General features: G+C 33.2%; 22 protein-coding genes. 14 read left to right on the top strand and 8 right to left on the bottom strand.

Annotated elements, in window-relative coordinates; translation table 11 throughout:
- Positions 1 to 39: 39 nt before the first annotated feature.
- The gene (locus ACXKY9_RS16780) at positions 40 to 1,134 is read left to right on the top strand and encodes a response regulator aspartate phosphatase (RefSeq protein WP_001025499.1); all 1,095 of its coding nucleotides are present in this window, start codon (positions 40 to 42) and stop codon (positions 1,132 to 1,134) included.
- Between the two features lie 54 nt (positions 1,135 to 1,188).
- Positions 1,189 to 1,320 carry a hypothetical protein gene (locus ACXKY9_RS16775; RefSeq protein WP_000229164.1) on the top strand — a complete coding sequence of 44 codons (132 nt, stop codon included), beginning with the start codon at positions 1,189 to 1,191 and terminating at the stop codon, positions 1,318 to 1,320.
- Between the two features lie 153 nt (positions 1,321 to 1,473).
- Here ACXKY9_RS16775 and ACXKY9_RS16770 read toward each other — a convergent pair whose 3' ends face one another.
- The 3 genes from ACXKY9_RS16770 to ACXKY9_RS16760 form a co-directional block, all read right to left on the bottom strand.
- Positions 1,474 to 2,940, bottom strand: coding sequence for a protein adenylyltransferase SelO (locus tag ACXKY9_RS16770; protein WP_000164926.1), 1,467 nt, complete (start codon positions 2,938 to 2,940; stop codon positions 1,474 to 1,476).
- Between the two features lie 179 nt (positions 2,941 to 3,119).
- Complete coding sequence (locus tag ACXKY9_RS16765; protein WP_000646425.1) at positions 3,120 to 4,118, bottom strand: NADP-dependent oxidoreductase; 999 nt, start codon at positions 4,116 to 4,118, stop codon at positions 3,120 to 3,122.
- 18 nt (positions 4,119 to 4,136) lie between these two features.
- On the bottom strand, positions 4,137 to 4,481 hold the full coding sequence (locus ACXKY9_RS16760) for an ArsR/SmtB family transcription factor (RefSeq protein WP_000571880.1): 345 nt from the start codon (positions 4,479 to 4,481) through the stop codon (positions 4,137 to 4,139).
- Positions 4,482 to 4,572: 91 nt separating this feature from the next.
- Between ACXKY9_RS16760 and ACXKY9_RS16755 the strand changes: the two genes are divergently transcribed.
- From ACXKY9_RS16755 to ACXKY9_RS16745, 3 genes are all read left to right on the top strand, one after another.
- Positions 4,573 to 4,704: a hypothetical protein gene (locus ACXKY9_RS16755; protein WP_001227549.1), complete on the top strand. Its 132-nt coding sequence runs from the start codon at positions 4,573 to 4,575 to the stop codon at positions 4,702 to 4,704.
- 287 nt (positions 4,705 to 4,991) lie between these two features.
- Positions 4,992 to 6,611 (top strand): FAD-dependent oxidoreductase, encoded by a 1,620-nt coding sequence (locus ACXKY9_RS16750; RefSeq protein ID WP_000839984.1) that lies wholly within the window; start codon positions 4,992 to 4,994, stop codon positions 6,609 to 6,611.
- 391 nt (positions 6,612 to 7,002) lie between these two features.
- Entirely contained in the window at positions 7,003 to 7,947 is a 945-nt protein-coding gene (locus tag ACXKY9_RS16745; RefSeq protein WP_001226344.1) for a glycerophosphodiester phosphodiesterase, read from the top strand.
- Between the two features lie 38 nt (positions 7,948 to 7,985).
- Here ACXKY9_RS16745 and ACXKY9_RS16740 read toward each other — a convergent pair whose 3' ends face one another.
- Together ACXKY9_RS16740 and ACXKY9_RS16735 are read right to left on the bottom strand one after the other, a co-directional pair.
- The gene (locus ACXKY9_RS16740) at positions 7,986 to 8,495 is read right to left on the bottom strand and encodes a DUF3916 domain-containing protein (RefSeq protein ID WP_016111438.1); all 510 of its coding nucleotides are present in this window, start codon (positions 8,493 to 8,495) and stop codon (positions 7,986 to 7,988) included.
- Positions 8,488 to 9,339 carry a LysR family transcriptional regulator gene (locus ACXKY9_RS16735; RefSeq protein WP_000351682.1) on the bottom strand — a complete coding sequence of 284 codons (852 nt, stop codon included), beginning with the start codon at positions 9,337 to 9,339 and terminating at the stop codon, positions 8,488 to 8,490. Before ACXKY9_RS16735 ends, ACXKY9_RS16740 begins: the two co-directional genes overlap by 8 nt.
- A gap of 86 nt (positions 9,340 to 9,425) precedes the next feature.
- Between ACXKY9_RS16735 and ACXKY9_RS16730 the strand changes: the two genes are divergently transcribed.
- The gene (locus tag ACXKY9_RS16730; protein ID WP_002000388.1) at positions 9,426 to 10,655 is read left to right on the top strand and encodes an MFS transporter; all 1,230 of its coding nucleotides are present in this window, start codon (positions 9,426 to 9,428) and stop codon (positions 10,653 to 10,655) included.
- A gap of 110 nt (positions 10,656 to 10,765) precedes the next feature.
- Here ACXKY9_RS16730 and ACXKY9_RS16725 read toward each other — a convergent pair whose 3' ends face one another.
- A complete protein-coding gene (locus ACXKY9_RS16725; protein WP_000798790.1) occupies positions 10,766 to 10,996 on the bottom strand; it encodes a hypothetical protein in 231 nt (76 codons plus the stop codon).
- A 256-nt stretch (positions 10,997 to 11,252) separates the two neighbouring features.
- On the opposite strand from ACXKY9_RS16725, the gene ACXKY9_RS16720 reads away from it, so the two are divergent.
- From ACXKY9_RS16720 to ACXKY9_RS16700, 5 genes are all read left to right on the top strand, one after another.
- Positions 11,253 to 12,380, top strand: coding sequence for a serine hydrolase domain-containing protein (locus tag ACXKY9_RS16720; RefSeq protein WP_000915165.1), 1,128 nt, complete (start codon positions 11,253 to 11,255; stop codon positions 12,378 to 12,380).
- 391 nt (positions 12,381 to 12,771) lie between these two features.
- Entirely contained in the window at positions 12,772 to 13,929 is a 1,158-nt protein-coding gene (locus tag ACXKY9_RS16715; RefSeq protein WP_000709191.1) for an agmatine deiminase family protein, read from the top strand.
- 567 nt (positions 13,930 to 14,496) lie between these two features.
- On the top strand, positions 14,497 to 15,474 hold the full coding sequence (locus ACXKY9_RS16710; RefSeq protein ID WP_000435529.1) for an agmatine deiminase family protein: 978 nt from the start codon (positions 14,497 to 14,499) through the stop codon (positions 15,472 to 15,474).
- A 42-nt stretch (positions 15,475 to 15,516) separates the two neighbouring features.
- On the top strand, positions 15,517 to 16,338 hold the full coding sequence (locus tag ACXKY9_RS16705; RefSeq protein WP_000287985.1) for a MerR family transcriptional regulator: 822 nt from the start codon (positions 15,517 to 15,519) through the stop codon (positions 16,336 to 16,338).
- A 187-nt stretch (positions 16,339 to 16,525) separates the two neighbouring features.
- On the top strand, positions 16,526 to 17,572 hold the full coding sequence (locus ACXKY9_RS16700) for an agmatine deiminase family protein (protein WP_001244184.1): 1,047 nt from the start codon (positions 16,526 to 16,528) through the stop codon (positions 17,570 to 17,572).
- A gap of 46 nt (positions 17,573 to 17,618) precedes the next feature.
- On the opposite strand, the gene pepF is transcribed toward ACXKY9_RS16700, so the two are convergent.
- Positions 17,619 to 19,406, bottom strand: coding sequence for an oligoendopeptidase F (pepF, locus tag ACXKY9_RS16695; protein ID WP_000137545.1), 1,788 nt, complete (start codon positions 19,404 to 19,406; stop codon positions 17,619 to 17,621).
- A gap of 117 nt (positions 19,407 to 19,523) precedes the next feature.
- Positions 19,524 to 20,315 carry an arylamine N-acetyltransferase family protein gene (locus ACXKY9_RS16690; protein WP_000129194.1) on the bottom strand — a complete coding sequence of 264 codons (792 nt, stop codon included), beginning with the start codon at positions 20,313 to 20,315 and terminating at the stop codon, positions 19,524 to 19,526.
- A 203-nt stretch (positions 20,316 to 20,518) separates the two neighbouring features.
- On the opposite strand from ACXKY9_RS16690, the gene amyS reads away from it, so the two are divergent.
- From amyS to ACXKY9_RS16675, 3 genes are all read left to right on the top strand, one after another.
- A complete protein-coding gene (gene amyS, locus ACXKY9_RS16685; RefSeq protein ID WP_000476401.1) occupies positions 20,519 to 22,060 on the top strand; it encodes an alpha-amylase in 1,542 nt (513 codons plus the stop codon).
- A 525-nt stretch (positions 22,061 to 22,585) separates the two neighbouring features.
- On the top strand, positions 22,586 to 24,487 hold the full coding sequence (locus ACXKY9_RS16680) for an endonuclease MutS2 (RefSeq protein WP_001095188.1): 1,902 nt from the start codon (positions 22,586 to 22,588) through the stop codon (positions 24,485 to 24,487).
- A 6-nt stretch (positions 24,488 to 24,493) separates the two neighbouring features.
- A complete protein-coding gene (locus ACXKY9_RS16675) occupies positions 24,494 to 25,018 on the top strand; it encodes a GNAT family N-acetyltransferase (protein ID WP_000256465.1) in 525 nt (174 codons plus the stop codon).
- Positions 25,019 to 25,085: the final 67 nt, after the last annotated feature.

Raw genomic sequence — 25,085 nt, 5'->3', positions numbered from 1 at the left:
GTTATTTTTATGATAATTAAAAGAAGGAGAGTGGATTTGATGAATATACAAATCACTGGCAATGAATTAATTAATAAGATGCTGAATGATTGGTATCGAGATATTAGAGCTCAACGTATAAGTGAGGCAAAAAAATTAAAAGAAGAGATCGATAAAAAGCTTTATATTATCGAATCAGATATAAAGGTTTCATTTCACTATTATCTGTTAGAATTTCGATATAAAGTGCTAATAGATGGTTTAGGTAATTTGAAAAAAGCTTTTGATAAAATAGATGCATTGCCTAAACCAAATGATGAATATTCTAATTATTATTATTATTTATTCAAAGCCATTCATTATACAATTCTTACTAATTATAGTGAAGCTAGCAACTATTTTGAAAAAGCTGAAGGGTTATTAGAGCATATTTCAGATGAAATTGAATATGCAGAGTTTAATTATAGAGTTGCTATATTAAAATACCACTTGCATTACGCATATTCAGCTATTGAATACGCTTCAAAGGCAAGAGATATCTTTGTTAAACAAGCAGGGTATGAAGTGAACATAGCGCTGTGCGAAAATATATTAGGATTATCTTTTTCGGAATTAAAGCAGCATGATAAAGGTGAGGAATATATTGCGTCAGCAATAAACATTTTACAAAAAAATGATGCAGAAATGTTAGTATTAAGAATCAGACATAATTTAGGTTTATTGTATGCGAGTCAAAATCTTTCAGTTTTAGCAATTAGACACTTATCTGAGGTTTCTAAAAAAATGCCTACTCATTATAAGGCAATCTTTTTAGAGGCAAGAGAATATTATAAATTAGGTGAAATAGAAAAAGCGAAGGAATTAATTGAAAGTGGATTGAAGGTTTGTGAGGAATTAAAAAATGATGAATATAGATATCACTTTTTAATTCTAAAGGGATTTTGTCAGCATTTAGAGGTAGAAAAAATAGAAAAAATTATTCTTGAAGGTTTTTCTTACTTTGAAAGAAAAAATTTATCGGAGTATATTCACGAATATACTGAAAGTCTGGCATTAGAGTTTCATAAAGTAGGTAATATAGAAAAAGCAGAAAAGTATTTTTTTATGAGTTATGAAATAAAAAAGAGAATATTTGAAAAAGAAGCATTAAAATAAAGAAAAAACTTGGATTATCTATAATGGGAATAGCAGCTGGAGTTATGGGGTTTTATGGTAGAAGGTCTTTGCAATAAATTAGCTCACAGTGGATATGGTGGAACGTTTATAATTATAAAACCTAATGAAAATCCATATGCTGTCTCTGAAGATACAACGATGCCTGCAAAACAAACCTTCTATTGAACGTGGGTAATTAAACAAGTCACAAATTATAATTTGTGACTTGTTTAAGGGTGGATACTAAATGTGTTGCTTTCAATATTGAAAGCAACTTTTAAGTTTGTGATTAATAGTTAACTTAATAAATTTTGGGTTAAAATAAAAACAAATTTTTAATCAAGTCCCACAAAAAGTACGATAAGGGCGATTCGTCGGTGCAGGCGGAATGCAGTATTCTTCTTGATCTGTAGAATACGCATAAGGATTTGATAAAGCTTCAAGAAGTTTCTCCATTACGCTATAGTCGTCATTTGTAACAGCTGCTTCTAGTGCTTCTTCTACACGGTGGTTCCTCGGGATGATTGATGGGTTATTATTTTTCATCATCTCGTAGGCGTTTTCTTTCGATTCTTCTTGTTTTTCTAATCGAGATTGCCACAGTTTGTACCATTCTTTAAATTCAGGACTATCGAATAGAGGGATATTTTCTAACGTATCAAGAGTTAATGAACGGAATGTATTAGTGTAATCTGCTTTATATTTCTCCATCATTTTTAAAAGTTGCTCAATAAGTGATTGATCTTGTTCTTCGTTGCTAAATAGTCCTAATTTCTTTTTCATTCCAAGGAACCAATTGTTTTCATACTGTACGCTAAATTTCGAAATTTCGTCTTGAGCGATTTTTAGTGCTTCTTCATCATCTTCGTGCAGAATCGGTATTAAAGATTCTGCTAGTCGTGCGAGATCCCATGCGGCCATATATGGTTGATTTCCATATGCATAACGACCTTGTGTGTCAATAGAGCTAAATACGGTTCCTTGGTCGTAATTGTCCATAAATGCACAAGGACCGTAATCAATTGTTTCGCCACTGATCGTTATATTGTCAGTGTTCATTACACCGTGAATAAATCCAACAAGTTGCCATTTTGCGATAAGACTAGCTTGTCTTTTAATGATTGCTTGTAGTAATGCAGTATATCGGTTTTCATGGGATTCAATTTCTGGGTAATGCCTTTTTATCGTATAGTCAGCTAGTGATTTCAGGTCCTCTATTGAACCACGAGCTGCAGCATATTGAAATGTACCGACGCGTATATGGCTACTAGCTACTCTAGTTAAAATTGCTCCAGGTAACTTTGTTTCACGATATGTTGGTTCACCGGTTGTGACAACTGCTAAACTGCGGGTAGTTGGAATATCGAGTGCATACATTGCTTCGCTAATAATATATTCACGTAGCATCGGACCGAGTGCAGCACGACCATCTCCTCGGCGTGAATAGGGAGTAGGGCCAGAACCTTTCAGTTGAATATCGAAACGCTTACCTGAAGGAGTAATTTGTTCGCCAATTAAAAGAGCACGACCGTCGCCTAACATATTAAAATGTCCGAATTGATGGCCAGCATATGCTTGAGCTAATGGATGAGCTCCTTCTGGGAGTGCATTACCAGCGAAAATAGCAATTTCAGCTTCCTTTTTCAGTTCTTCAGGGGTCAAGCCAAGAGATATCGCTAATGAATGGTTTAGTTTAACTAACTCCGGTGAACTTACGGGAGTAGGGGGGATTTCTGTATAAAATGATTGTGGTAAAGTCGTATAACTATTATCTAAATTCCAACCTGTTTCATTATTTTTAGTCATTGTATCTCCTCCTTTTTGTATTTTAAGTTATGTATTTGTACGTATGTATTCTTTGTAAAGTTAACTAAAAGTATAATATAATATTTCCCCTTGCAATCTATTGTAAGGACTTCATTGCACTATGTCTATTTAACAGCAAATTTAAAACCTCCATTTTAAGAAAATGGAGGTTTTTATTATTATTTAATTTTTGCAATTATTTTTCCTTTTGCTCTTCCAGACTCTGAATATTCCATTGCTTTTTGAGCATCTTCAAAAGGGAAAACTCGATCGATTACCGGTTTGATTTTTCCGGCTTCAATATAGTTTGCAATAGTACGTAATTGATCCCCGCTTGGCTTCATAAATAAAAATGAATATTGAGCATTATGCTTTTTTTCAAGTGCAGTAAGTTTTTTGCTGGCTAATGAAAATAAGAGAGTTTTAAAGAAGCCTGAACCAAATTCTTTACCGAAGCGAGCATTCGGCATACCTGAAACGGAAACAATGTTTCCTCCGCTTTTTATAATATTGAATGATTTTTCAAGTGTTGTTCCGCCGATTGTATCAAATACTGCATCATAATTTTTGAGTATTTCTTCAAATTTTTCTGTTTTGTAATTAATAATTTGATCTGCGCCAAGAGACTTTACTAAATCAGAACCAGCTTCACTAGCAGTTGTTGTAACGGTAGCGCCCATTATTTTTGCTAACTGAATTGCGAAAGTACCAACACCACCAGACCCAGCGTGAATTAATATTTTTTGTCCTTTTTGTAAATGCATAATATCATGTAGTGCTTGATAGGATGTTAAGCCAACGAGTGGAATCGACGCCGCTTCCTCAAAACTTAAATTTTTTGGTTTTAAAGCTATATCATCCTCATGAATGGCTATATATTCCGCGAAAGTACCGATCTTATTTTTTCTTGGACGTGCATATATTGCATCGCCGACTTTAAAACGAGTTACTTGCGATCCAACCTTCACGATGACACCGGAAAAGTCATTACCAAGGATTAGAGGCATTTCATATTTCAGTAACATCTTTACTTTTCCATCACGTATTTTAAAGTCAATTGGGTTAATACTAGCTGCATGAATTTCTGCGAGCACTTCATGTTGATTTATTTCAGGAGTAGGTACCTCTGCCATGCGCATTGGAACTTTTCCGTACTTATCAATTATCATTGCTTTCATTTCTTATACCTCCAAATTTTAATAAAAGTTGTGCAATAGTTTCTCAATATCTAACACAAGATTTTTTAATACACCTAATTTTGTACGTATATCAATATAATAAAAGTTTTTTGTACCTTCTTTTCGCATTAAAATAATACCGGCTTCTCGTAAAATCCTTAGGTGATGTGATACCGCTGGCCGAGAAAGGTGTGTTTGTTTCGTAATTTCTCCTACACGTAATCCGGTTTGACATTCCGTTTCCATGAGAACTAACAAAATAGCTTGACGTGTTTCATCGCCAATTGCCAATAATACTTTTTGAGAATCAATAAAATCTTTTTTTATAACATTTAATTGTTCTTGTTTATTCATTTCAATCACTTTACCTCCAAAAAATTAGTCGAAAGGTTTAAGATGATGAACCATTACTTCGATACGGTAATGCTACATGATTGTTGCATGAGGTGCAATATTGAGAAAGAAAATCGAGACGAATGAATTTTTTATTGTTGAAAATTATAGGGAGATAGAAAAGGGATTGGAAGGATTACATAACACAATAGATGAAGTTTTAAAAACAAAAAATGATGTAACAATAAAATAAGCGGTCGTAACCTTGTATAATCCATAAGGTTACGGCCGCTTATAATGTTTGTATTATTTTTGATTTTTACGATAGAACATGGTTCAACGTAAATTACATTCTTTTGTTTTACACTTTCATACAGACACAATTCAGGTGGATTATAGATGTATGAAAAGGTAAAAGGAATTTTGGGGCGTAATCTATCTATATGATAATTCAAAATGAAATATAAGTCTATATTTTAATGTTTTTTTTGATTATATTTATGTCACTGAGCTCAGAACAATGATGTGGAGGGTAAATATATGAAATCGAATGATGTACCAGTTTTAATTGTTGGAGGGGGATTATCTGGGTTAGCGTCTGCGTTATTTCTTGCAAAACATAATATTGAGTACTTACTTATTGAAAGGCATCCGTCTACTGCCATTCATCCGAAAGCAGGCGGTCTTACTTTACGTACAATGGAGTTATTTCGAGAATTAGGCTTGGAACAAAGAATTAAATTGGCAGGTAAAGCATTAGAGAACTGCAGAGGAAGAATAGCGGTTCATACAATAGCTGAGGCGAATAAAGAAGAATTGGAACAAATGAGAGCGACGCAATACGGAAACGATGAAGAGTTACTTCAAAAAATAGAAAAGATTAGTCCATCAAAACAAACTGCGTGTTATCAAATTATTTTAGAAGAGATGATGTTACAAGAAGCGAAAATATTAGGCGAGCAACTATCTTTTTATCATGAATTAGTTTCATTTGAACAAAATGAAAACGGGGTAAAAGCAACGATTCGAAATCGTGAAACAGAAAAAGAAAGTGTCATACATTGTGACTATGTAATTGCAGCGGATGGAGCGAAAAGTAAAATACGTGAGCAGTTAGGGATTAAAACTGAGGGTCGTGGAACCATTGGTGGCTATTATATGAATATTTATTTTGAAGCTGATTTAAGTGAGTTTATACAAGGAGATGCATTCGGTTTTTCGATGGTACTTCATCCGGAGGTTCTTGGTGCACTTATCCCGGTTGATAACGTAAAAAAATGGATTTATCATGTAGCCTACGATCCATTAAAAGGAGAGGGGCTAGAGGACTTCACTATAGAACGTTGTAAACAAATTATTCAAATAGCAATTGGAAGTACAAATGTTGAATCAAAAATATTAAGTGTTTTACCGTGGGAAGCAGCCGAAAGTACAGCGGTGAAATTTCAAGGAAATCGAACCTTTTTAGTTGGCGATTCTGCACATATTATGCCGCCAACAGGAGGATTTGGTTCAAATACAGGAATACAAGATGCGCACAATCTAGCTTGGAAATTAGCGGCTGTTATAAAAGGGAAGGCAAAACCAAAATTGTTAGAAACATATCATGAGGAGAGACACTCTGTTGCAAAATTAACGACAGCTTATGCAAGTAGTTTACTGTTTCGTGCTGCGAATAGAGAGGAAGGCAGTTTGAATAATATGGATGGTTTAGCTGTTACAGTTGGATATCAGTATTGTTCAGAGGCGATTATAGATGATTCAGTCACTCCGCATAGAATGGATAGCATAGAGTTGAACGGAAGACCTGGAACGCGAGCGCCACATTTATGGGGAACGTATGAGGGGAAGAAAGTTTCTACATTAGACTTATTCGGTAACAGTTTTGTATTACTTACAGGAGTAGAAAATAGTTCTTGGGCTGAGGCAGCACATGCTGTTTCAGCTAAATTAGGAATACATCTAAAAGGGTATCGTGTTGGCTTAAGTGGAGACTTTATTGTTCCAGAAGATATTTTTAGCAAATTATATGGTATAGAGAATGGAGGTGCTGTATTAATTAGACCAGATGGCTTTATCGGATGGCGTTCGGAAAAAACGGTAGTAAATCCAGATATAGTATTGGAAGAGGTAATGAGAAATTTATTATGTGATTTTTAAGTAACTACAGAAATATTGTTTTATGTACTTCACTGTACTGAAAAAAATATTCACAAATTTCAATAGGTTTGATATGATTAAATTCGACAAGTTAATAGAGGCCGGAGATATTTGAGAAAAGCCATAAATTTATTTAGGGATACAGGAGTGTATTCTAAATAATTTATGGCTTTTTTTATTGAATGAACCGTACAAAATAGGGAGTTACATGTGAAAAGGAGGGCTATAGAAATTAAATAGGATAATACTAGTTTTCTATATTAATAATATAGAAAACATTTGTAAGATTGGAATTTTAATATAGGTTTATAAAAATAATGAAAGTGTGTCTTCTATTTCGTGTAAATCTCATTAGCTTGTTGAAATTTGCAACGTAGGAAGGGTTTGAAGGATGAGAAAGATTATTAGCGTTTTAGTTATTTTCTTTATGACAGGAAGCATCTTTGCTGGGGGAGCTGTTCATGCGAAAGCAGAAGGAAAGCATGAATGGAATACGAATAAGTTTTTAAATATTGCACATCGCGGAGCAAGTGGACATGCACCTGAGCATACTTTTGCTTCTTATGATCTAGTGAAAAAAATGAAAGCGGATTATTTAGAGTTAGATATTCAATTAACAAAGGATGGCCAATTAATTGCAATGCATGATACAGCAGTTGATCGCACTACAAATGGAACAGGCGAAGTACGAGATAAAACGTTAAGCGAAATAAAGAGTTTAGATGCTGGATCATGGTTTAATAAAGCGTATCCAGAAAAGGCTAAGCAAGAGTATGTTGGGCAAAAGGTTCCAACTCTTGAAGAAATCTTCCAAAAGTATGGAAGAAGTATGAAGTATTATATTGAAACAAAATCACCAGATGTGTATCCAGGAATGGAAGAGAATTTGTTGGCGTTGTTACAAAAATATAATTTAGTAGGCCAAAACATGTCTTCTAGCCGTGTTATGATTCAATCATTTAGTAAAGATAGTTTGAAAAAGATTCATAGTATGAATGAAAATATTCCGTTAGTTCAATTGCTTTGGTATTATCCAAATGAAAACAATGAAATTGTTGAATGGTCTGGTATTACACATGAACCGAAAAGTGTAACAAATGATGATTTTCAAGAAATTAAAAAGTATGCAGCTGGTATTGGACCAAACTTACGTAATGATAACGGAGAACTAATTATTGATGAGTCATATATGAAAATGGCTAGGAAAAATGGACTGTTAATTCACCCTTATACAATTAATGAGAAACCCGATATGAGACTGTTAATCAAATGGGGTGCTACAGGAATGTTTACAAATTATCCGGATCGATTACATAGTGTATTAAAGGAAAAATAAGTGAAAAAGGGTATACCAGTGTTTTAGGTATACCCTTTTTAATTTAACTCCCCGATAAACGTAATCTCTTTTTCATAGCATTCATCTGCATCATAAATAATTTCTTGAAAGTGAAGCGTTTTGAAGGAATGACAAACTGAAATTTCCCATGTCTCCCAAAAATCAATTTCATTTGAAAGAAGAATCCATTTTTGAAATTCACTATCTCTATTAAAGAAATTATGAAAGTAGTCCTCATTTTTAAATATAATGATTTGCGAATCCCATAAATTATTTATAGAAATCAAAACAACAACTCGATATGTATGTGTATCCCTAGGTTTTATATTTATTAAATGATTTGCTTGATTTAATAAGGTTTGAATACATAATCGTTTTACTTTTCTAGGCGTTTTACAAGAATCGATAAAAGCTTGAGAAACTGGTAAAGGCATATTCCAGTATTCATCGTTATAGAAAGTAGAAGGGAACATTTTTGTATGTTCCTCAATTCGCTTTATCATAGTGTTTGTTTTTCGTTTCATACCACGTATTTTCTTTTCACGGATTGTGAGTCATCTCCATAAATTTTTGTAATGCAGCAGAGTGATATATATCTTTTCTAGTAATAAAAGTAGTAGGAACTTTTTGGAAGCTATTTGGTAAAGGATTGAATAATATGTCATGTTTATGACCATTTAAAATAGACTTCATCATAATTGCTATGCCCATACCTGATTTTACACATGCGAGTATCGCTTCAATTGTTCCAAACTCAAATACTCGCTTAGGTGAAATTCCTTCTTCTTGAAGCCAATCTTCTAATAAATTTCTATAATAGCACCCGTGACTAAATGCAAGTAAATTCATGTCTCCTATGTCTTTAAAGGAAGATAAAGGCTTTTTGCTAATGAGAACTAATTCTTCTTCACGAAATATATTTGTATGAAGTTCGGCATGCTGAGTAGAGCCAGCTATAAACGCTCCGTCCAGTTTTCGTTCTAGTACAAGCCTAATTAATTGTTCCGTCGTATTTGATTCTAAAATTAATTCGACTTTTGGGTATTTCTCATAATAGGCCATTAATATAGATGGAAGTCTTACAGCGGTTGTAGATTCTGTACATCCAATTTTTAAAGTGCCTCTTGGTTCGATCCCATTACTTTGAACTGCTTTAACAGATTGATCCATTAAGTGGATAATTTGTTTGGCGTATGTTAATAAAATCTCACCGTTGGAAGTTAAAGTTACACCTTTTCCGTTTCGATAAAATAAAGGCACACCTAATTCGTTTTCTAGTTGTTTCATACGCATTGTTACGCCAGACTGTACATAGTTTAAATTTTTAGCTGCATGAGATATGTTTTTTTCTTTCGCAACTTCGTAAAATACAGTTAAATCTTTTATATCCAAGTATCATCCCTCCAGAAAAGGCATCATTTTTTTTGATGGATTACATGATAAATCTTTATTTTATATGATATCAGAACTTTCATACAATGGAAGGGGATGGAGGGATTATTGTGTTAATGGAAGAAAGGGTGAATAGTACTTATAAGTGGGTTATGTTAATTTTTGCGACGGTTGCTCAAACAACAGCGACACTTATAACGTATGGTGTTGGAGCGTTTGCTTTATTTTGGAAAGAAGAATATGCACTTACGAATACGGAGATTGGATTGTTAGTAAGTGTTGTAAATATAGGACCGCTATTTTGTATGCTTTTTGTCGGGCGGCTACTTGATCAATACAATGAAAAGTTGTTAATTTCGATAAGTTCATTTTTACTAGGAAGTTCGTTTTTACTGACTAATATGGTCAATGGATTTAATGGGTTACTCTTTGTACTTTTATTAGTAGGAACGTTTTATAGTGTTTCGCAGCCAGGAGGAAGTAAGGTGATAATGAAGTGGTTCTCAAAAGAAAATCGCGGGTTAGCGATGGGGATTAGACAAGCCGGTATACCGATTGGTGGTACATTAGCGGGAGTATTGATCCCGTTTCTTACAATAAAATATAATATGGCCTATGCGGTAAATAGCATTGCATGTATTTGTATAATTGGAGGGTTTTTATTTTTTATATTTTATAAGGAACCATATATTCAAGAGAAAGTTAAACAAGAACGTAGTAAACTTTCTTTTTGGATGCAGTTAAAAGAAGTGATGTGTAAAAAAGAATTGTATGCAATTTATATAACTGGCATTTGTATGATTTCATTGCAAATGGTGTTAGTTGCACACTTTATAAAATTTTTAGTATTGGAACAATCAATCACGCCAATTTTAGCTGGAAAAGTATTTTCCGTTATGTTCTTTTCTGGAATGGTTGGTAGGGTTATATTAGCAGCTACTAGTGATTTGTTTTATAAGGGAAATCGGCGTACCCTCTTATTTATAACTGTTTGTATTTCTATTTTCTTCATTCTAATATTAGTAATGAGCATACATACAATAACGAATGTATTGTATGGTGTAAGTGCATTGTTAGGGTTCTTTTCAATTGGATGGTTTAGTCTTTTTATAACTGAAGTTGCGGAATCAGCAAGTGAAGAATCGGTAGGGATGACAGTGAGTTTTGCACTTACATTAAATCAAATTGCCATTATTGCTGCGCCTGCTTTATTTGGTTATATTGTAGATAAGAAGGGATATACGTATGCGTGGTTATGTATAGTTGTATTACTAACTATTTCAGCGGTTAGCTTATATAGGAAGTATAGAAAATGAAGGAATGTTAGCAATGTAAATTTTTTATGAAGAAAGTCTAAAGAAATGTTGAATGAGCGACATTTCTTTTTTTATTTGTTGTATAATCAAAATGTAAATGAGATTCGTTTTCAATTTCGTTCATTACCTCTTTTGAAATTACCTGTAATTTTAGCCATAATTAGCTGTTTTTCTTTATCGTTATTTGCATGATTTATTTTATTTAAAAATTTTTCAGCATCATTTCCTTTTAATGCCATAATCTGTTTTCCGTAATATTCAATTAATAACATGTTATTTTTTGTTATCCGATAATGAAACATCTTATCATCTAAACGATTGCGTTTATCGGTGTTTTTCATATACATCTCCATTCTTTTTAGTATGTAACAAATGTTACAAAAGAATTTGAAATTATATTGTAATGCATCCGATTGTATGTTGGAAATTTTGCAAGAAAGAAATACAATAGAGAGTAGTCAAAATTGAAAGTGAGAAAAAGGAATCTAGTTTTAACAGAGTGAATATTAAATAATATTATAATATACTTGATAATTAAAAGATATAAAATAGAATGGATGTACGTTAAGTGAAACTAGATAAAAGAGGGCTCCTAGTATGTTAAAGAAATGGTTAATCATTTTCTTTATTTTTGCTGTTTTTTGTGGAAGTGTTGTTACACTAATACATGCAAATAAAGGAAAAAAATATGATGCAAAGGCATTTTCTAATGTAAATAGTAAGCAAAAAGATGTTAAGCAGGAAATTGATGCGAATGAGAAAAAGCGTTATGAAATTGCAGCTGGAAAACTAGATCAGTACTTAAAAGATAAAGGATTTAATGGGAGTGTTCTTGTAGCAAGTAAAGGTCATGTCATTTTACGAAAAGGCTACGGTTATGCGAATGTGAAAGATCAAGTACTAACAACGCCAAGAACGAAATATCGCATTGGCTCTATTACGAAAACAGTTGTTGCAATATCTATTATGCAACTAAAAGAAAAAGGGAAGTTGAACATTGAAGACAATGTAAATAAATATATCCCATCGTTTCCAGCAGATAAAAACATTACGTTACGAAACTTGTTAACACATACGTCTGGATTACCAGAACAGGGACAAGGTAGTGTTGACGCAGCATCACGGTTAAAATTAGTAACGTGGATTGGGGCACAAACGTTACAATTTCCAGCAGGGACAGGATGGAAATATACAGATTATAATTATATGGTGCTTGCATATATTGTAGAAAAAATATCAAATAAACCACTTGCTGAATATGTGAAAGAAAATATTTTGAATCCTGTTGAAATGCATGAATCTGGAATGGGCGCAACACTCCCAGAAGATATTTTCTTAGCAGAAGGGTATACGAAAAAAGATAATAAGTTAATAGCCACACCTCGCTTAAAAATGAACTGGCTGTATGGTTGTGGTGAAATGTATACGACTGTTGAAGATATGAAAAAGTTAGATGAAGCTATTATGGATGGTAAACTACTTTCTAAACAAAGTGTATCAGATATGTTTTCTGCATCACCTGCAAGAAAATATGGATTTAGTTTCTATATTTACCCAGATTATTATCATAACCACGGTGTATTAGCTGGCTGGAACACTTTTAATAATTTTAACTGGGATAAACGAACGTTTGTCATATTATTTTCTAACGTCCAAAATGGTATGAATGATGCATTTAATCAAGAATTTAGGAAAATGGCGAATGATTTAATAGAAGGAAAATAATTATAAAAAATCGGTATTGATATGGAATTATCAATACCGATTTTTTTATTTTGTAAAGTTTTACTTACTGAATAAAGTGAAACTTTAATCAGTGGAGAGGCTTTGTTCATCCACCACTGAGTAGAAGCCCTCATCAATCGGGCTTTTACGGGCAACAGGGCCCCACTTAAATTATTTGCTTCCGCTGAATTTTGAGGTGGGGGTCTTACTGCCCATAAATAGCGGGATAAATAGGTAAGAAAGGCGATTGGCATTTGAATAAATCTAAATAGGTAGTTAAATGTTAAGTAATGCAAAGAACAATTGGTAATTTTTACATTGATAAAAAAGCTTGAGCTTCACACTATGTGAAGCTTTACATTATTGGAGACAAGAACAGGAGGTTGAAAAAATGAAAAAAGCAATAAAGTTTTGTTTAATAGCTACATTATCTACAACGATTATTAGTGGATGCTCTTTTGAGGGGAACAATGAAAATGTTAAAGGGAAAGAAGGGAAAAAAGTAGAGGTACAGAAAAATGCTGGGAAATATACGATGCCAGATGAAAAAGATAAACATGAAGGTACATGGCTGCAATGGCCACATGAATACACATATGGTGAAGAGTATAAGAAGGAAGTTGAACCTATTTGGGTTAAGATGGCAAGTGCTTTAACTGAGGGTGAGAAAGTCCACATTGTTGCATATGACCAGGAAGAAAAAGAAAGAATCAATAACCTTTTAACAGATGAAGGGTTAAATATGGAGAAGATTGATTTCTTTATCGCGCCTACTGATGATGTATGGGCAAGGGACAGTGGACCAATTTTTATTTATGACAGCAATAAAAATCTCAAAATATTAGATCCAGCATTTAATGGTTGGGGGAAGAAAACACCGTATAAAAATGATGCTCAAATACGTAAAAATGTTAGTAAACAATCAGGAATTGAAAGAGTTGATTGGGGAAAATTTGTCCTTGAAGGCGGCGCAATTGAATTAGACAGCAATGGGACTGCTTTATTAACTCGAAGTGCGGTGACGAATAAAAATAGAAATCCTGATTTATCAGAAAAGGAAATTGAAAAATATATAAGTGACCTTGGGGTATCAAACTTTATTTGGTTAGACGGAGTACCTAATTTAGATATTACGGACTTTCATATTGATGGATTTGCTAAATTCCATAATAAATCTACCATTGTAACGATGAAAGAAGATGACCTAGCCGAATGGGGTTTATCTAATAAAGATATGGATACATTGTTAGATGCAAAAAATGCTTCAGGACAGAAATATAAGTATGAATACTTGCCGCTTAGTAAAGAAAAGGTTGCTTTAGAAAATGGAAAAACTCTCGATTATAAAGGGTCATATATCAATTATTATATCGGAAATACAGTTGTATTAGTGCCTAATTATAATGATCCGAATGATAAAATCGCAAACGATACGATTCAGAAGTTATACCCAGGTCATAAAGTAGTCGGTATTGATGTGAGAGAGTTGTATAAAAACGGCGGTATGATTCATTGTGTGACACAACAACAACCCATTGCATTGAAGTAATTGATTGTAATTTCGTTGTTCTGCTATATAGACAAAATAGGTGGAATCTTATTACCTATTTTGTCGTTCCTTATTATTTATAATGATAAAATTTTAATGTAATGATAAATAAATTATAGTGTATATTCGCTTTTCGTTTTATATGGTAAAGGAGAAAAATGTTTGTGTTAAAGAATTTTAAAATAGTTTTTTCGTATTTCCCTATCGTTTTACAGTACATTTTAAATGTAGCTTTAATTTGCTTAGGGGTTGTTCTAAGTGTGTTTCTTATGAAAGAAGTCATTCAGTTTATACAAGAACTGAAATTGGATGGTAATGAATCGAGTTATCATTTAATCATTTATTGTTGTTTTAAAATATGGTATTTAAAAAACTTGTCAAGAGTCAATTTAAGGCTTAACGTCAGCCTTATATTTTTTATATAAATATATAATATTTCTCCATGCTATAATCCATTCATAAAATGTACATGTTGCATGAGTTATAACGACAAAAGACATAAAATTAGGAATAGTTGACTTTGTAAAATCAGTTATGTAACTACTATTAAAAAGCGAGGTAAATAATATGGAACAAAAACATAATGGCATTATTTTTACTGCAATAACAGACGAATCAAATGAATATTATCAACCATTTTATGAAGACTTGATTTACTTTAATGAATGTTTAAATGAAAAGAAATCAATTGCGGATCAACTTATATCTTTATCTGTTGAAGAACAAGACTTTCATACGAGCTGTTTTGAGTATGATGATATTTGGCTAAGAGATGTTGCACCGGTTGTCACAAATCATCTAGTTAAATTTAAATATCGACCAAATTATTTGCCAAATGATCAAGGGCGATATTTAGATCAACAATTTAATAAATGGTTGAAAAAGAATGACTTTGAATATGTAAAATCCCCATTAATATTAGATGGTGGTAATCTTATTTGGAATAAAAAAGATACTGTAATATTAACAGAACGCATATTTGATGATAACGATGATTGGACAGAAGAGGAAATTATTGAGCAGTTAGAATGGGATTTAGATGTGAGCCGAGTTATTATTATTCCTGCTGAGGAAGGGGATGTACTAGCACACGCAGACGGAATGGTTAAATTTATTGATGAACATACAATGTTTATTAGTGATTTTTTAGGGGATCATGAATTTAGATATAGTGTTCAAGAGATTATTAAAGAACAAATGCCAAAAGCTGAATTTATAGTTGTTCCTTCATCATATACAGAGAAAGGACAATATGATCAAGAGATAGCATCGGCAAAAGGGTTGTATATAAATATGTTAGAATCATGTGATGCTCTTTATGTTCCTAAGTTTGGACTAGCTAAAGATGAGGAAGTTTTACGATATATTCAACAGTATACGGAGAAACAAGTTATTCAAATTCATGTAGGAGAAATATCAACAATGGGAGGCGCGATGAATTGTTTAACGTGGTATTGTCCAAGTCATTTGTTACCTTCGAAAATGAGAAGATTGAAAAATCAGAATGAAAATTTTTCAATGAAGAAGATTTTTGATTGGTTTTAATAAATAAGTAATGAAAAGAAAATATATTCAAGGAGTATTGATATGTATACCATCGCTGAGTTTTCTCGGATTTGTAAAATGAGTACGCGGATGTTAAGACATTATGACAAAGAGGAGATATTAAAACCGGCATATGTGAATCCGGTTAATGGGTATAGGTATTATGAACAAGAGCAGCTGGAAGTAGCATTGAAAATAAAAAAGCTAAGGGAGTATAAATTTCCTCTTCCAAAAATTAAAATTGTTTTGCAGTCATCGGATCAAGATTCGTTTGTTCAACATATACAATCACAAATTATCGAGTTGTCTCAGGAAGTGAAGCAAAATTTACAGGTTATTTCAGAAATGAATGAAATGGTAATGGTGAATAGTAGTCTAAATATTGCACGCCATAGAAGTTACGATATATTAATGGGAATGAGTAACGAAGTAACGTTAATTACTCAAAGAGTAAAAATAGATATAGATGATATGGATGATTATTTTTATGACTTATATGAAGAGGTACAAAAAAATAACTTTCAAATAGTCGGTTCTCCATCTGCAGTCTTTTATGATGAAGAATATATTCCGAGTAACAGTGATATTGAGTTAAGAATTCCGGTTATGCAGGGGAATGATGATGACGTAGCGCAAGAGTATGAAATGAAACAACTAAGTCCACATCATATCGTTACTACTATGCATTATGGAAGTTACGACTATATAGGTTACGCTTATATAGCGTTAGAAGAATGGATTGAAAGAAATGGGTATGTGATAATTAATTCGCCATATGAGGTTTATATAAAGGGACCTGAATGTGATTGTTTAGCAGAAGAGTATGTGACACAAATTTGTTTTTTAGTTATGAAAATAGAATGAGAATAAGGATTGATATTAACATTATGTCAATCCTTATTCTATGTATGAAAGCAATTTATCATAATAAAAAGGAGAAATAAAGAATCACCTTATAAAGTTGCTACAAGTAAATGAAGATATTCCTGTTGACCTTAACACGATGTCAAAGTATAGACTGTACGTACATTCATATAAGGGGTGAACACGTATGAGAAATATAGAAAATAGTTTGTTTTATATGCCTGCGGAATGGGAGAAACATGAAGGTACATGGCTCCAATGGCCACATGATAAAGCACATAGAGGTGAAGGTTACAGAGCTAAGTTAGATGATATTTGGATATCGATGGCAAAGGAGCTTCACTATGGAGAAAATGTCCATATTGTTGTATGTGATGAAGAAGAGAAAATACATGTCCAATCGAAGTTAATTGTAGCTAACGTGAATATGGATAAAATTGATTTCTTAATTCAAGAAACTGATGATATTTGGATACGAGATAACGGACCAATTTTTGTAACGGATAAGGAAGGGAATCGCTGCCTAACGCACTGGATATTTAATGGTTGGGGAAATAAATATCCGTACGAAAAAGACGCTAATATTCCGAATAAAATAAGTGAAATGTATCGTATTCCAAAAGTTGAATCTAGTGTCTGTCTAGAGGGTGGGGGAATTGAGATAAACGGAAACGGGACCTTAATGGCGGCGAAAACGTCTATTATAAATGAAAATAGAAATCCCACACTAAGTCAGAAAGAAATTGAAATGGAGTTAACGAAATATTTAGGAGTAACAAATTTTATATGGATAACTGGTATACGCGGAGAAGATAATTATGATGAAGATACGGATTATCATATTGATGGCGCGGCACGGTTTGTAAATGAAAATACGATACTGTATGAATATGATCCTTTCGATGAAGGAGAGCCATACCTTTTGGAGGCGTACGAAAAGCATTATCAAGAATTGCGGCAAGCGAAAAATATAGATGGAAAGCCATTTCAGCTCATTCCAGTACCAGTAACAAGAAAAGTGGTAAAAGAAGCAGATTGTAAAGGATCGTACTTAAATTTTTACATTGGTAATGAAGTTGTATTGGTACCTATATACGGTGATGAACATGATAAATTAGGGCTTCAAATCATTGAAGGTCAATTTCCAGGGAGAAGAATTGTCGGTATATATGTTAACGAATTGTATGCATACGGTGGTATGATTCATTGTGTGACGCAGCAGCATATAGAATAGAGTAATTCAAATAAAAAGCATGCAGAGCATATACTCTGCATGCTTTTTATAATGTTGAAAACTCCTCAACAAGTTGAGTGAATTGTTTTAATGCACTTTCAATCGGTTCTGGCGTTGTTAAATCGACGCCAGCTTTTTTCAATAAGTTTAATGGGTAGTCTGAACTTCCGCCTTTAAGGAATTCAATATAATTTTTCTGAGCATCCGGATCACGGCTTAATAGTTTATCAGCGATTTGAATGGCAGATGCGAATCCAGTTGCATATTTGTATACGTAAAACGGGCGATAGAAATGAGGGATTCTAGCCCATCCGTATTTTACTTCTTCATCAAATACAAGTGAATCACCGTTATATTCTTTAAATAGCTTTTCATAAATTTCACTGAAGACTTGTGCATGTAATGGTTTACCTTGTTCAGCCATTTCATGTGTGATTTTTTCAAATTCTGCAAACATAATTTGTGTAAAGAAAGTACCTTTAAATTTCTCAATAAAATGGTTAACTAAATGGTTACGCACGTTCGTATCTTTTGCTTCTTTTAATAAATAGTGAATTAATAACACTTCATTTACTGTAGAAGCGACTTCTGCGACAAAGATAGAATAATGTGCAGAAATTCTTGGTTGGTATCCATGTGAATAGTGCGTATGCATACCGTGACCGCATTCATGAGTAAGAGTGAACAGGCTGTTTAAATCATCGTGATGATTTAAAAGAATGAAAGGATGAACGCCGTATACACCAAAGTTATAAGCACCAGAACGTTTCCCTGGTGTTTCTCTTACGTCTATATATCTTTTATCTTTAAAACTTTTTAATGTCTCAATATATTCTTCTCCTAAAGGAGCTAGTGATGCAATCATAATGTCAAATGCTTCACTATATGGGATGTCTTGTTTTGCACCTTCTACTAAATCGACGCCTAAGTCGTATTGTCTTAGTTCATCTACGTTTAATTTTTCTTTTCGAATTTCATTGTATGTATGTAATGTTTGAATGTTTTTTTTCGTTGTATCAATTAGGTTTTCATATACTTCTTTCGGAACCATATCGCCAAATAATGATTTCTCTAGCGCTGATGGATAGTTTCTTAATTTCGAAACAGTAACATTATTTTTAATAGCAGCGGATAAAGTAGATGCGATGGAATTCTTTAACTGAACATATGGTTTGTAATATGCTTTATAAGCTTCTTTACGCTTTTCACGATTCGTATCTTCTATTAACTTTGCATACATTCCGCGTGTTAAGTTCACTTTTTCTCCATCGTCAGTCGTCACTTCACCAAATAATATATCTGCATTATTTAACATACCAAATGTGTGCTGTGGAGAAGAAAGAGCTTCACCCATTTGTGATAAAATTTCTTCTTGGTCCTTATTTAATACGTGTTTTTTATAACGGTATAATTCAAATAAGTCTTCTTTATAATATTGTAAGCCTTCTGTTTCTTCTATGTAAGAATGTAATGTGTTTTCGTCTATGCTAAGTAAGAAGGGGGAAAAGAAAGATTTCGCTGCACTTACTTTCACGTGTAATTGTGATACTTTATCGACAAGAGATTGCGCGTCAGTATCGCGTGTATCAAGGTCAGATTGTAATCGTGCATAAGCGAACATTAAAGATATTATGCTAGAAACTTCTTCACTCTTCGTTAAATAAGCTAATAAACTATTGCCATCGTGAATATTTCCATTAAACTCGTGTAATTCCTTCGTTAATACTTCAATTTTATGAAAATCACTTTCCCAATCTTCAATTGTATGGTAAATGTCTGTTAAATCCCATTTTTCTATATCAGCTACTTGTAATCGATCTTTAAGTTCTGTCATAATCATTTCCTTTCTAAACATGTAGTTATATTTCTATATAACTATGAAATACAACAAATTGCAAAAAATCCCTGCTGAAAATTGAAAAGCCCTGCTGAAATAACAAGGCTTACTTACTTATAGTGTAATTTCGAATTTTGAATGTAAAAGGTTTGTATATTGCATGTCTGTAACGGTTTCTTTCGTTTTTTTACCATTTTTTGCTACTGTAAGGCTATCTTTCGTTAAAGAGGCATGCCCATCTTCAGTTAGTTTTACAATAAGAGGTACTTTATTAAAGGGTGATCCTTCATGTTCAACGATAATTTTTTGTGCTGTATTTGCTTTTTCTTCATCCACTTCTTCTATATAAAATGCATAGCCTAACGTCCAATCATCAGCAGAAGATTGATCCAAGAACTCATTGTTTTTCCGCATCTCTAAAATGTAGTTTCCCTTTTCGGTCATTTCTTTACGAATACGATAATCTCCTGTAATAGAGTGAATGACTTCACCTGAGAAAGGGACAGGGGCAAGAGGTAAGTATGATCCGAATCCTACTTCAATTAAATAAAGTTCATTATGATGTGTTAAAACGGTTGCGATATGGCCAGAATCAACAGCCCATATGGAGTTTGCAGCGTTATAAACTGTTCCTGAAACGAGATGAACATCGAATCCAGAATCTTTCAGGAAGTAATACATAGTAGGGTTGAGTTCATAACAAAGACCGCCACGGTTATTTACTAAAATTTTCTCTTTCAAATTTTCTTTTGATATTTCTTTAAAATTCTTTTCGAGAATATTTAAGTTTTCAAAAGGGACAGTTTGTGCCATTGCGTACATAATGTTAGATAAATCTTCAAATGAAACTGTGTCTTTTTCTTCTATATGTAATCGTGCGAAAAATTGTTTTTGAAAGTCTGTCATCGAAATCCCTCCGTTATGCTTTTATAGGTAAATTGTAAACAATCTTGAATAGGATGTGAAATTAAAACTACGTTGAATATTTGAAATTAGATTAAAAATAATATGAGAGAGTGAGAGATTGCTACTTTACTAACGGTGGGACGAATATTATAATAATTCTGATAAACTATGCAAACGCTTTCTTGGAAGGGGATGGTGTACAGATGTTTAAAAGAATAACAATAGTCGGATTGTCAGTTGTTATGTTTTTACCTAGTATATATGACGGGAGTAAAGCATATGCAGACACAGTTAACAATGGAACGTTAATGCAGTATTTTGAGTGGTATGCTCCGAATGATGGGAATCATTGGAATCGTTTGCGTACTGATGCTGAAAATTTAGCGAAAAAAGGAATTACATCTGTTTGGATACCACCTGCATATAAAGGAACTACGCAAAATGACGTAGGATATGGAGCATATGATTTATATGATCTGGGGGAATTCAATCAAAAGGGAACAGTGCGGACGAAGTATGGGACGAAAGCACAATTGAAATCTGCAATTGACGCTTTACATAAGAAAAACATCGATGTATACGGTGATGTAGTTATGAATCATAAAGGTGGGGCTGATTATACAGAAACTGTCACAGCAGTTGAGGTAGACCCGAGCAATCGGAATATTGAAGTATCAGGTGATTATGAAATTAGTGCGTGGACGGGATTTAACTTTCCAGGGCGTGGAGATTCTTATTCTAATTTCAAATGGAAATGGTATCATTTTGACGGAACGGATTGGGATGAAGGAAGGAAATTAAACCGAATTTATAAATTTAGGGGCATAGGTAAAGCATGGGACTGGGAAGTGTCTAGCGAGAATGGGAATTATGATTATTTGATGTATGCGGATCTTGATTTTGATCATCCAGATGTTGCGAATGAAATGAAAAAATGGGGAACGTGGTATGCGAATGAATTAAATTTAGATGGTTTTCGTTTAGATGCTGTTAAACATATTGATCATGAATATTTGCGCGATTGGGTAAATCACGTTAGACAGCAAACAGGGAAAGAAATGTTTACAGTAGCTGAATATTGGCAAAATGATATCCAGACTTTAAATAATTATTTAGCGAAGGTTAATTATAATCAATCTGTGTTCGATGCACCACTTCATTATAATTTTCATTATGCTTCAACAGGAAATGGAAATTATGATATGAGAAATATTTTAAAAGGAACGGTAGTTGCGAATCATCCTACACTTGCGGTTACTCTAGTTGAAAATCATGATTCACAGCCTGGTCAGTCATTGGAATCTGTAGTGAGCCCTTGGTTCAAGCCGCTGGCATATGCATTTATTTTAACGCGTGCAGAGGGGTATCCTTCTGTTTTCTATGGTGATTACTATGGTACAAAAGGAAATAGTAACTATGAAATTCCAGCGTTAAAGGACAAAATTGATCCGATTTTGACGGCACGAAAAAACTTTGCATATGGTACGCAGCGTGATTATTTTGATCATCCAGATGTGATTGGCTGGACAAGAGAAGGTGATAGTGTACATGCTAATTCTGGTTTAGCAACATTAATCTCTGATGGACCAGGAGGGGCAAAGTGGATGGATGTTGGAAAGAATAACGCAGGGGAAGTATGGTACGATATTACGGGTAATCAAACGAATACTGTAACAATTAATAAGGACGGATGGGGGCAGTTTCAAGTAAGTGGAGGATCAGTTTCCATATATGTTCAGCAGTAATTTGGTGATGAAAAAGAAGAGGTAGACTGAAATATAAGTTTTCCTATTCCTTTTTACATTCTGTATAGTTATAAAAGTATGACACCTTTACTTCTCACGTAACATATAGTATGATGATTTCAATAAATTAGATTTCAATGACTATAATATAAATTAATGAGAGGTGCTTTTTGTGAGTGCGGTAGGTATTAAATAGGAAAAATTTAATGAAATAAATCGGATAAGACCAGGGTATTTTTATGTACATCATACCCCTAATTTTGTCATGCATTTATTTCAAAACCTATGAAGATACCTACAATACTTTATAAAGCGTGTAATAAGGGACTGCCATCTATTTTTTATGGCATATTTCCTCATATGTTATTACAAATGCCTTGTAAATGTAAAAGCTGCGGTATCCCCGCAGCTTTTTTGTATATATTTTTATTGTATAATTATGGAATTTTATATATGACTCATTGGAATCTAATGAGTAGGTATCTTCATTTATGATAAAAATCAATCATAGTGAGGAGAAATAAAATGAATACGATGACTTTTGAAAAGCTACAATATAACGAATTAAAGGATATAGTGAAATCTTATTGTGTAAGTGGATTAGGTAAGGAATTATTAAACAAATTAGAGCCGAGTACGAGTATAAAAGTAGTGAGAAATCGGTTGAATGAAACGACAGAAGCACGAGCTATATTAGATGCAGAAGGGCATGTTCCTTTCTTCGGCATTTCTAATATTGCTAGTACAATTCAAAAATTAGAAAAAGGGATGATTTTAGATCCAGAAGAATTAGTCAGTGTTTCAGACTTTTTACGCGGATGTAGAAAGATTAAAAAGTTTATGTTAGATAAAGAATTTTTTGCACCAGTATTAGCTTCTTATGCAAATTCAATGACTGAATATAAAAGTATTGAAGAGGAAATTAACTTTTCAATTAAAGGAAATAGTATTGATGCAGCTGCAAGTAAAGAGTTAAAACGAATTCGAAATAATATCGATTCTGTAGATGGGAAAATAAAAGAACGTTTAACGAAGTTTTTAAATAGTAGTGCAAATAAGAAATTCATTCAGGAATTCTTTATTAGTAAAAAGGATGACCGTTACACGATTCCAATTAAATCTTCCTATAAAAACCAAGTTGCTGGAAGTATTATTGAAGCCTCGGCAAAAGGTTCTACTGTATTTATAGAACCGCATACGGTTACGAAATTGAATGCGGAACTAGCGGGTTTGAAAGCAGAAGAAGCGGTTGAAGAATATCAAATTTTAGCGACTTTATCAGGAATGGTGTTAGAAAACATTTATAGTATAAAGATTAATATGGAGCTAATTAGTCAGTATGATATGGTATTTGCAAAAGCGAAGTTTAGTAAATCGATTGATGGAATAGAACCGAAGTTAAATGATCATGGCTACATTCATTTAGTGAATTGTAAGCATCCGCTTTTAACAGGGCAAGTTGTACCCTTAAATTTTAAAATTGGTCAAGAGTATCGTAGTTTAATTATTACAGGGCCGAATGCGGGCGGAAAGACAATTGTGTTAAAAACGATTGGATTGTTAACATTAGCTACAATGTCAGGTCTTCATATTGCAGGAGATAAAGGTACAGAAATTGCTATTTTCGAAAATGTATTCGTAGATATTGGTGATAATCAAAGTATTGAAAATGCACTAAGTACATTTTCGTCTCATATGAAAAATCTTTCTGAGATTATGAGGATGTCAAATAATAATACGTTGCTATTATTTGATGAAATAGGGAGCGGGACAGAACCAAATGAAGGTGCAGCACTTGCAATATCTATTTTAGAAGAGTTGTACCTTACGGGATGTATTACCGTTGCGAGTACGCATTACGGAGAAATTAAACGATTCTCAGAAATGCACGATGACTTTATGAATGCAGCGATGCAGTTTAATAGTGAAACGCTAGAGCCGCTTTATAAATTAGTTATCGGAAAATCAGGAGAAAGTAATGCACTTTGGATTGCGAATAAAATGAGCGTAAAAGAACATGTGCTGAAAAGAGCGAAAGAGTACATGGGAAATAAAGAGTACGCTTTAGAAAAAGTGAATGAAAGTAAAATTAGAAAACCGAAATTTGTACAAGAAAAAAGAGAATTTCATTATGAGTACAAAATCGGCGATCGTGTGAATTTATTAGATTATGATGATTTTGGTATCATCTATAAGGAAAAAGATAATTTTTATAACGTCGTTGTATATTATAACGGTGAATTCGTTGAAGTAAATGTAAAACGTATTACTTTAGAGGTAGCAGCGAAGGAGTTATATCCAGAGGGATACGATTTAAATACACTATTTGTCGATTATAAAGAGAGAAAAATGCAACACGATATTGAGCGCGGATCGAAAAAAGCACTTCGTAAAATTCAAAAAGAAATAAGAAAGAATAGAGGATAAGTTAAAATGGTAACGATTAGACAAGAACAAAAAAATGATTATAGAAAAACAGAAGAAGTTGTAAAAGAAGCATTTTTACATGAAGAGTTTAGTGATAAAAAGGAACATGAACTTGTAAAACGTATTAGAGAGTGTGACGCATTTATTTCAGAGTTATCAATCGTTGCAGTAGATGAGGAAATAGTCGGTCACATTATGTTATCTAAAATTGCGATAGAACAAGATGGAACTTCTGTAGAATCGTTAGCACTTGCACCAGTTTCAGTTGCTAGGGGCCATCAGAAGAAAGGAATTGGTGGAAAACTGATTACGGCTGCTTTAGAAAAAGCGAAACAACTTGGATACGGATCAGTTGTAGTATTAGGACATCCAGAGTACTACCCGAAATTTGGTTTTAAGAAAGCAAGTGAGTGGAATGTAAAAGCACCGTTTGAAGTGCCTGAAGAGGTATTTATGATAATGGAATTAACAGAAAATTCTCTTCGAGGTGTAGAAGGAATTGTACAATATTCGAGTGCTTTTGCTGAATAGGAGTACCGGTTAAGAAATGTAATCATAAAAGATGCTATCTTTTTGTATGGATATACAGAAAGATAGC

This window comes from Bacillus sp. 2175 (genome assembly GCF_057812155.1).
The sequence above is the reverse complement of the archived record's forward strand: the minus strand, read 5'-3'. Positions and strand labels throughout refer to the sequence as shown.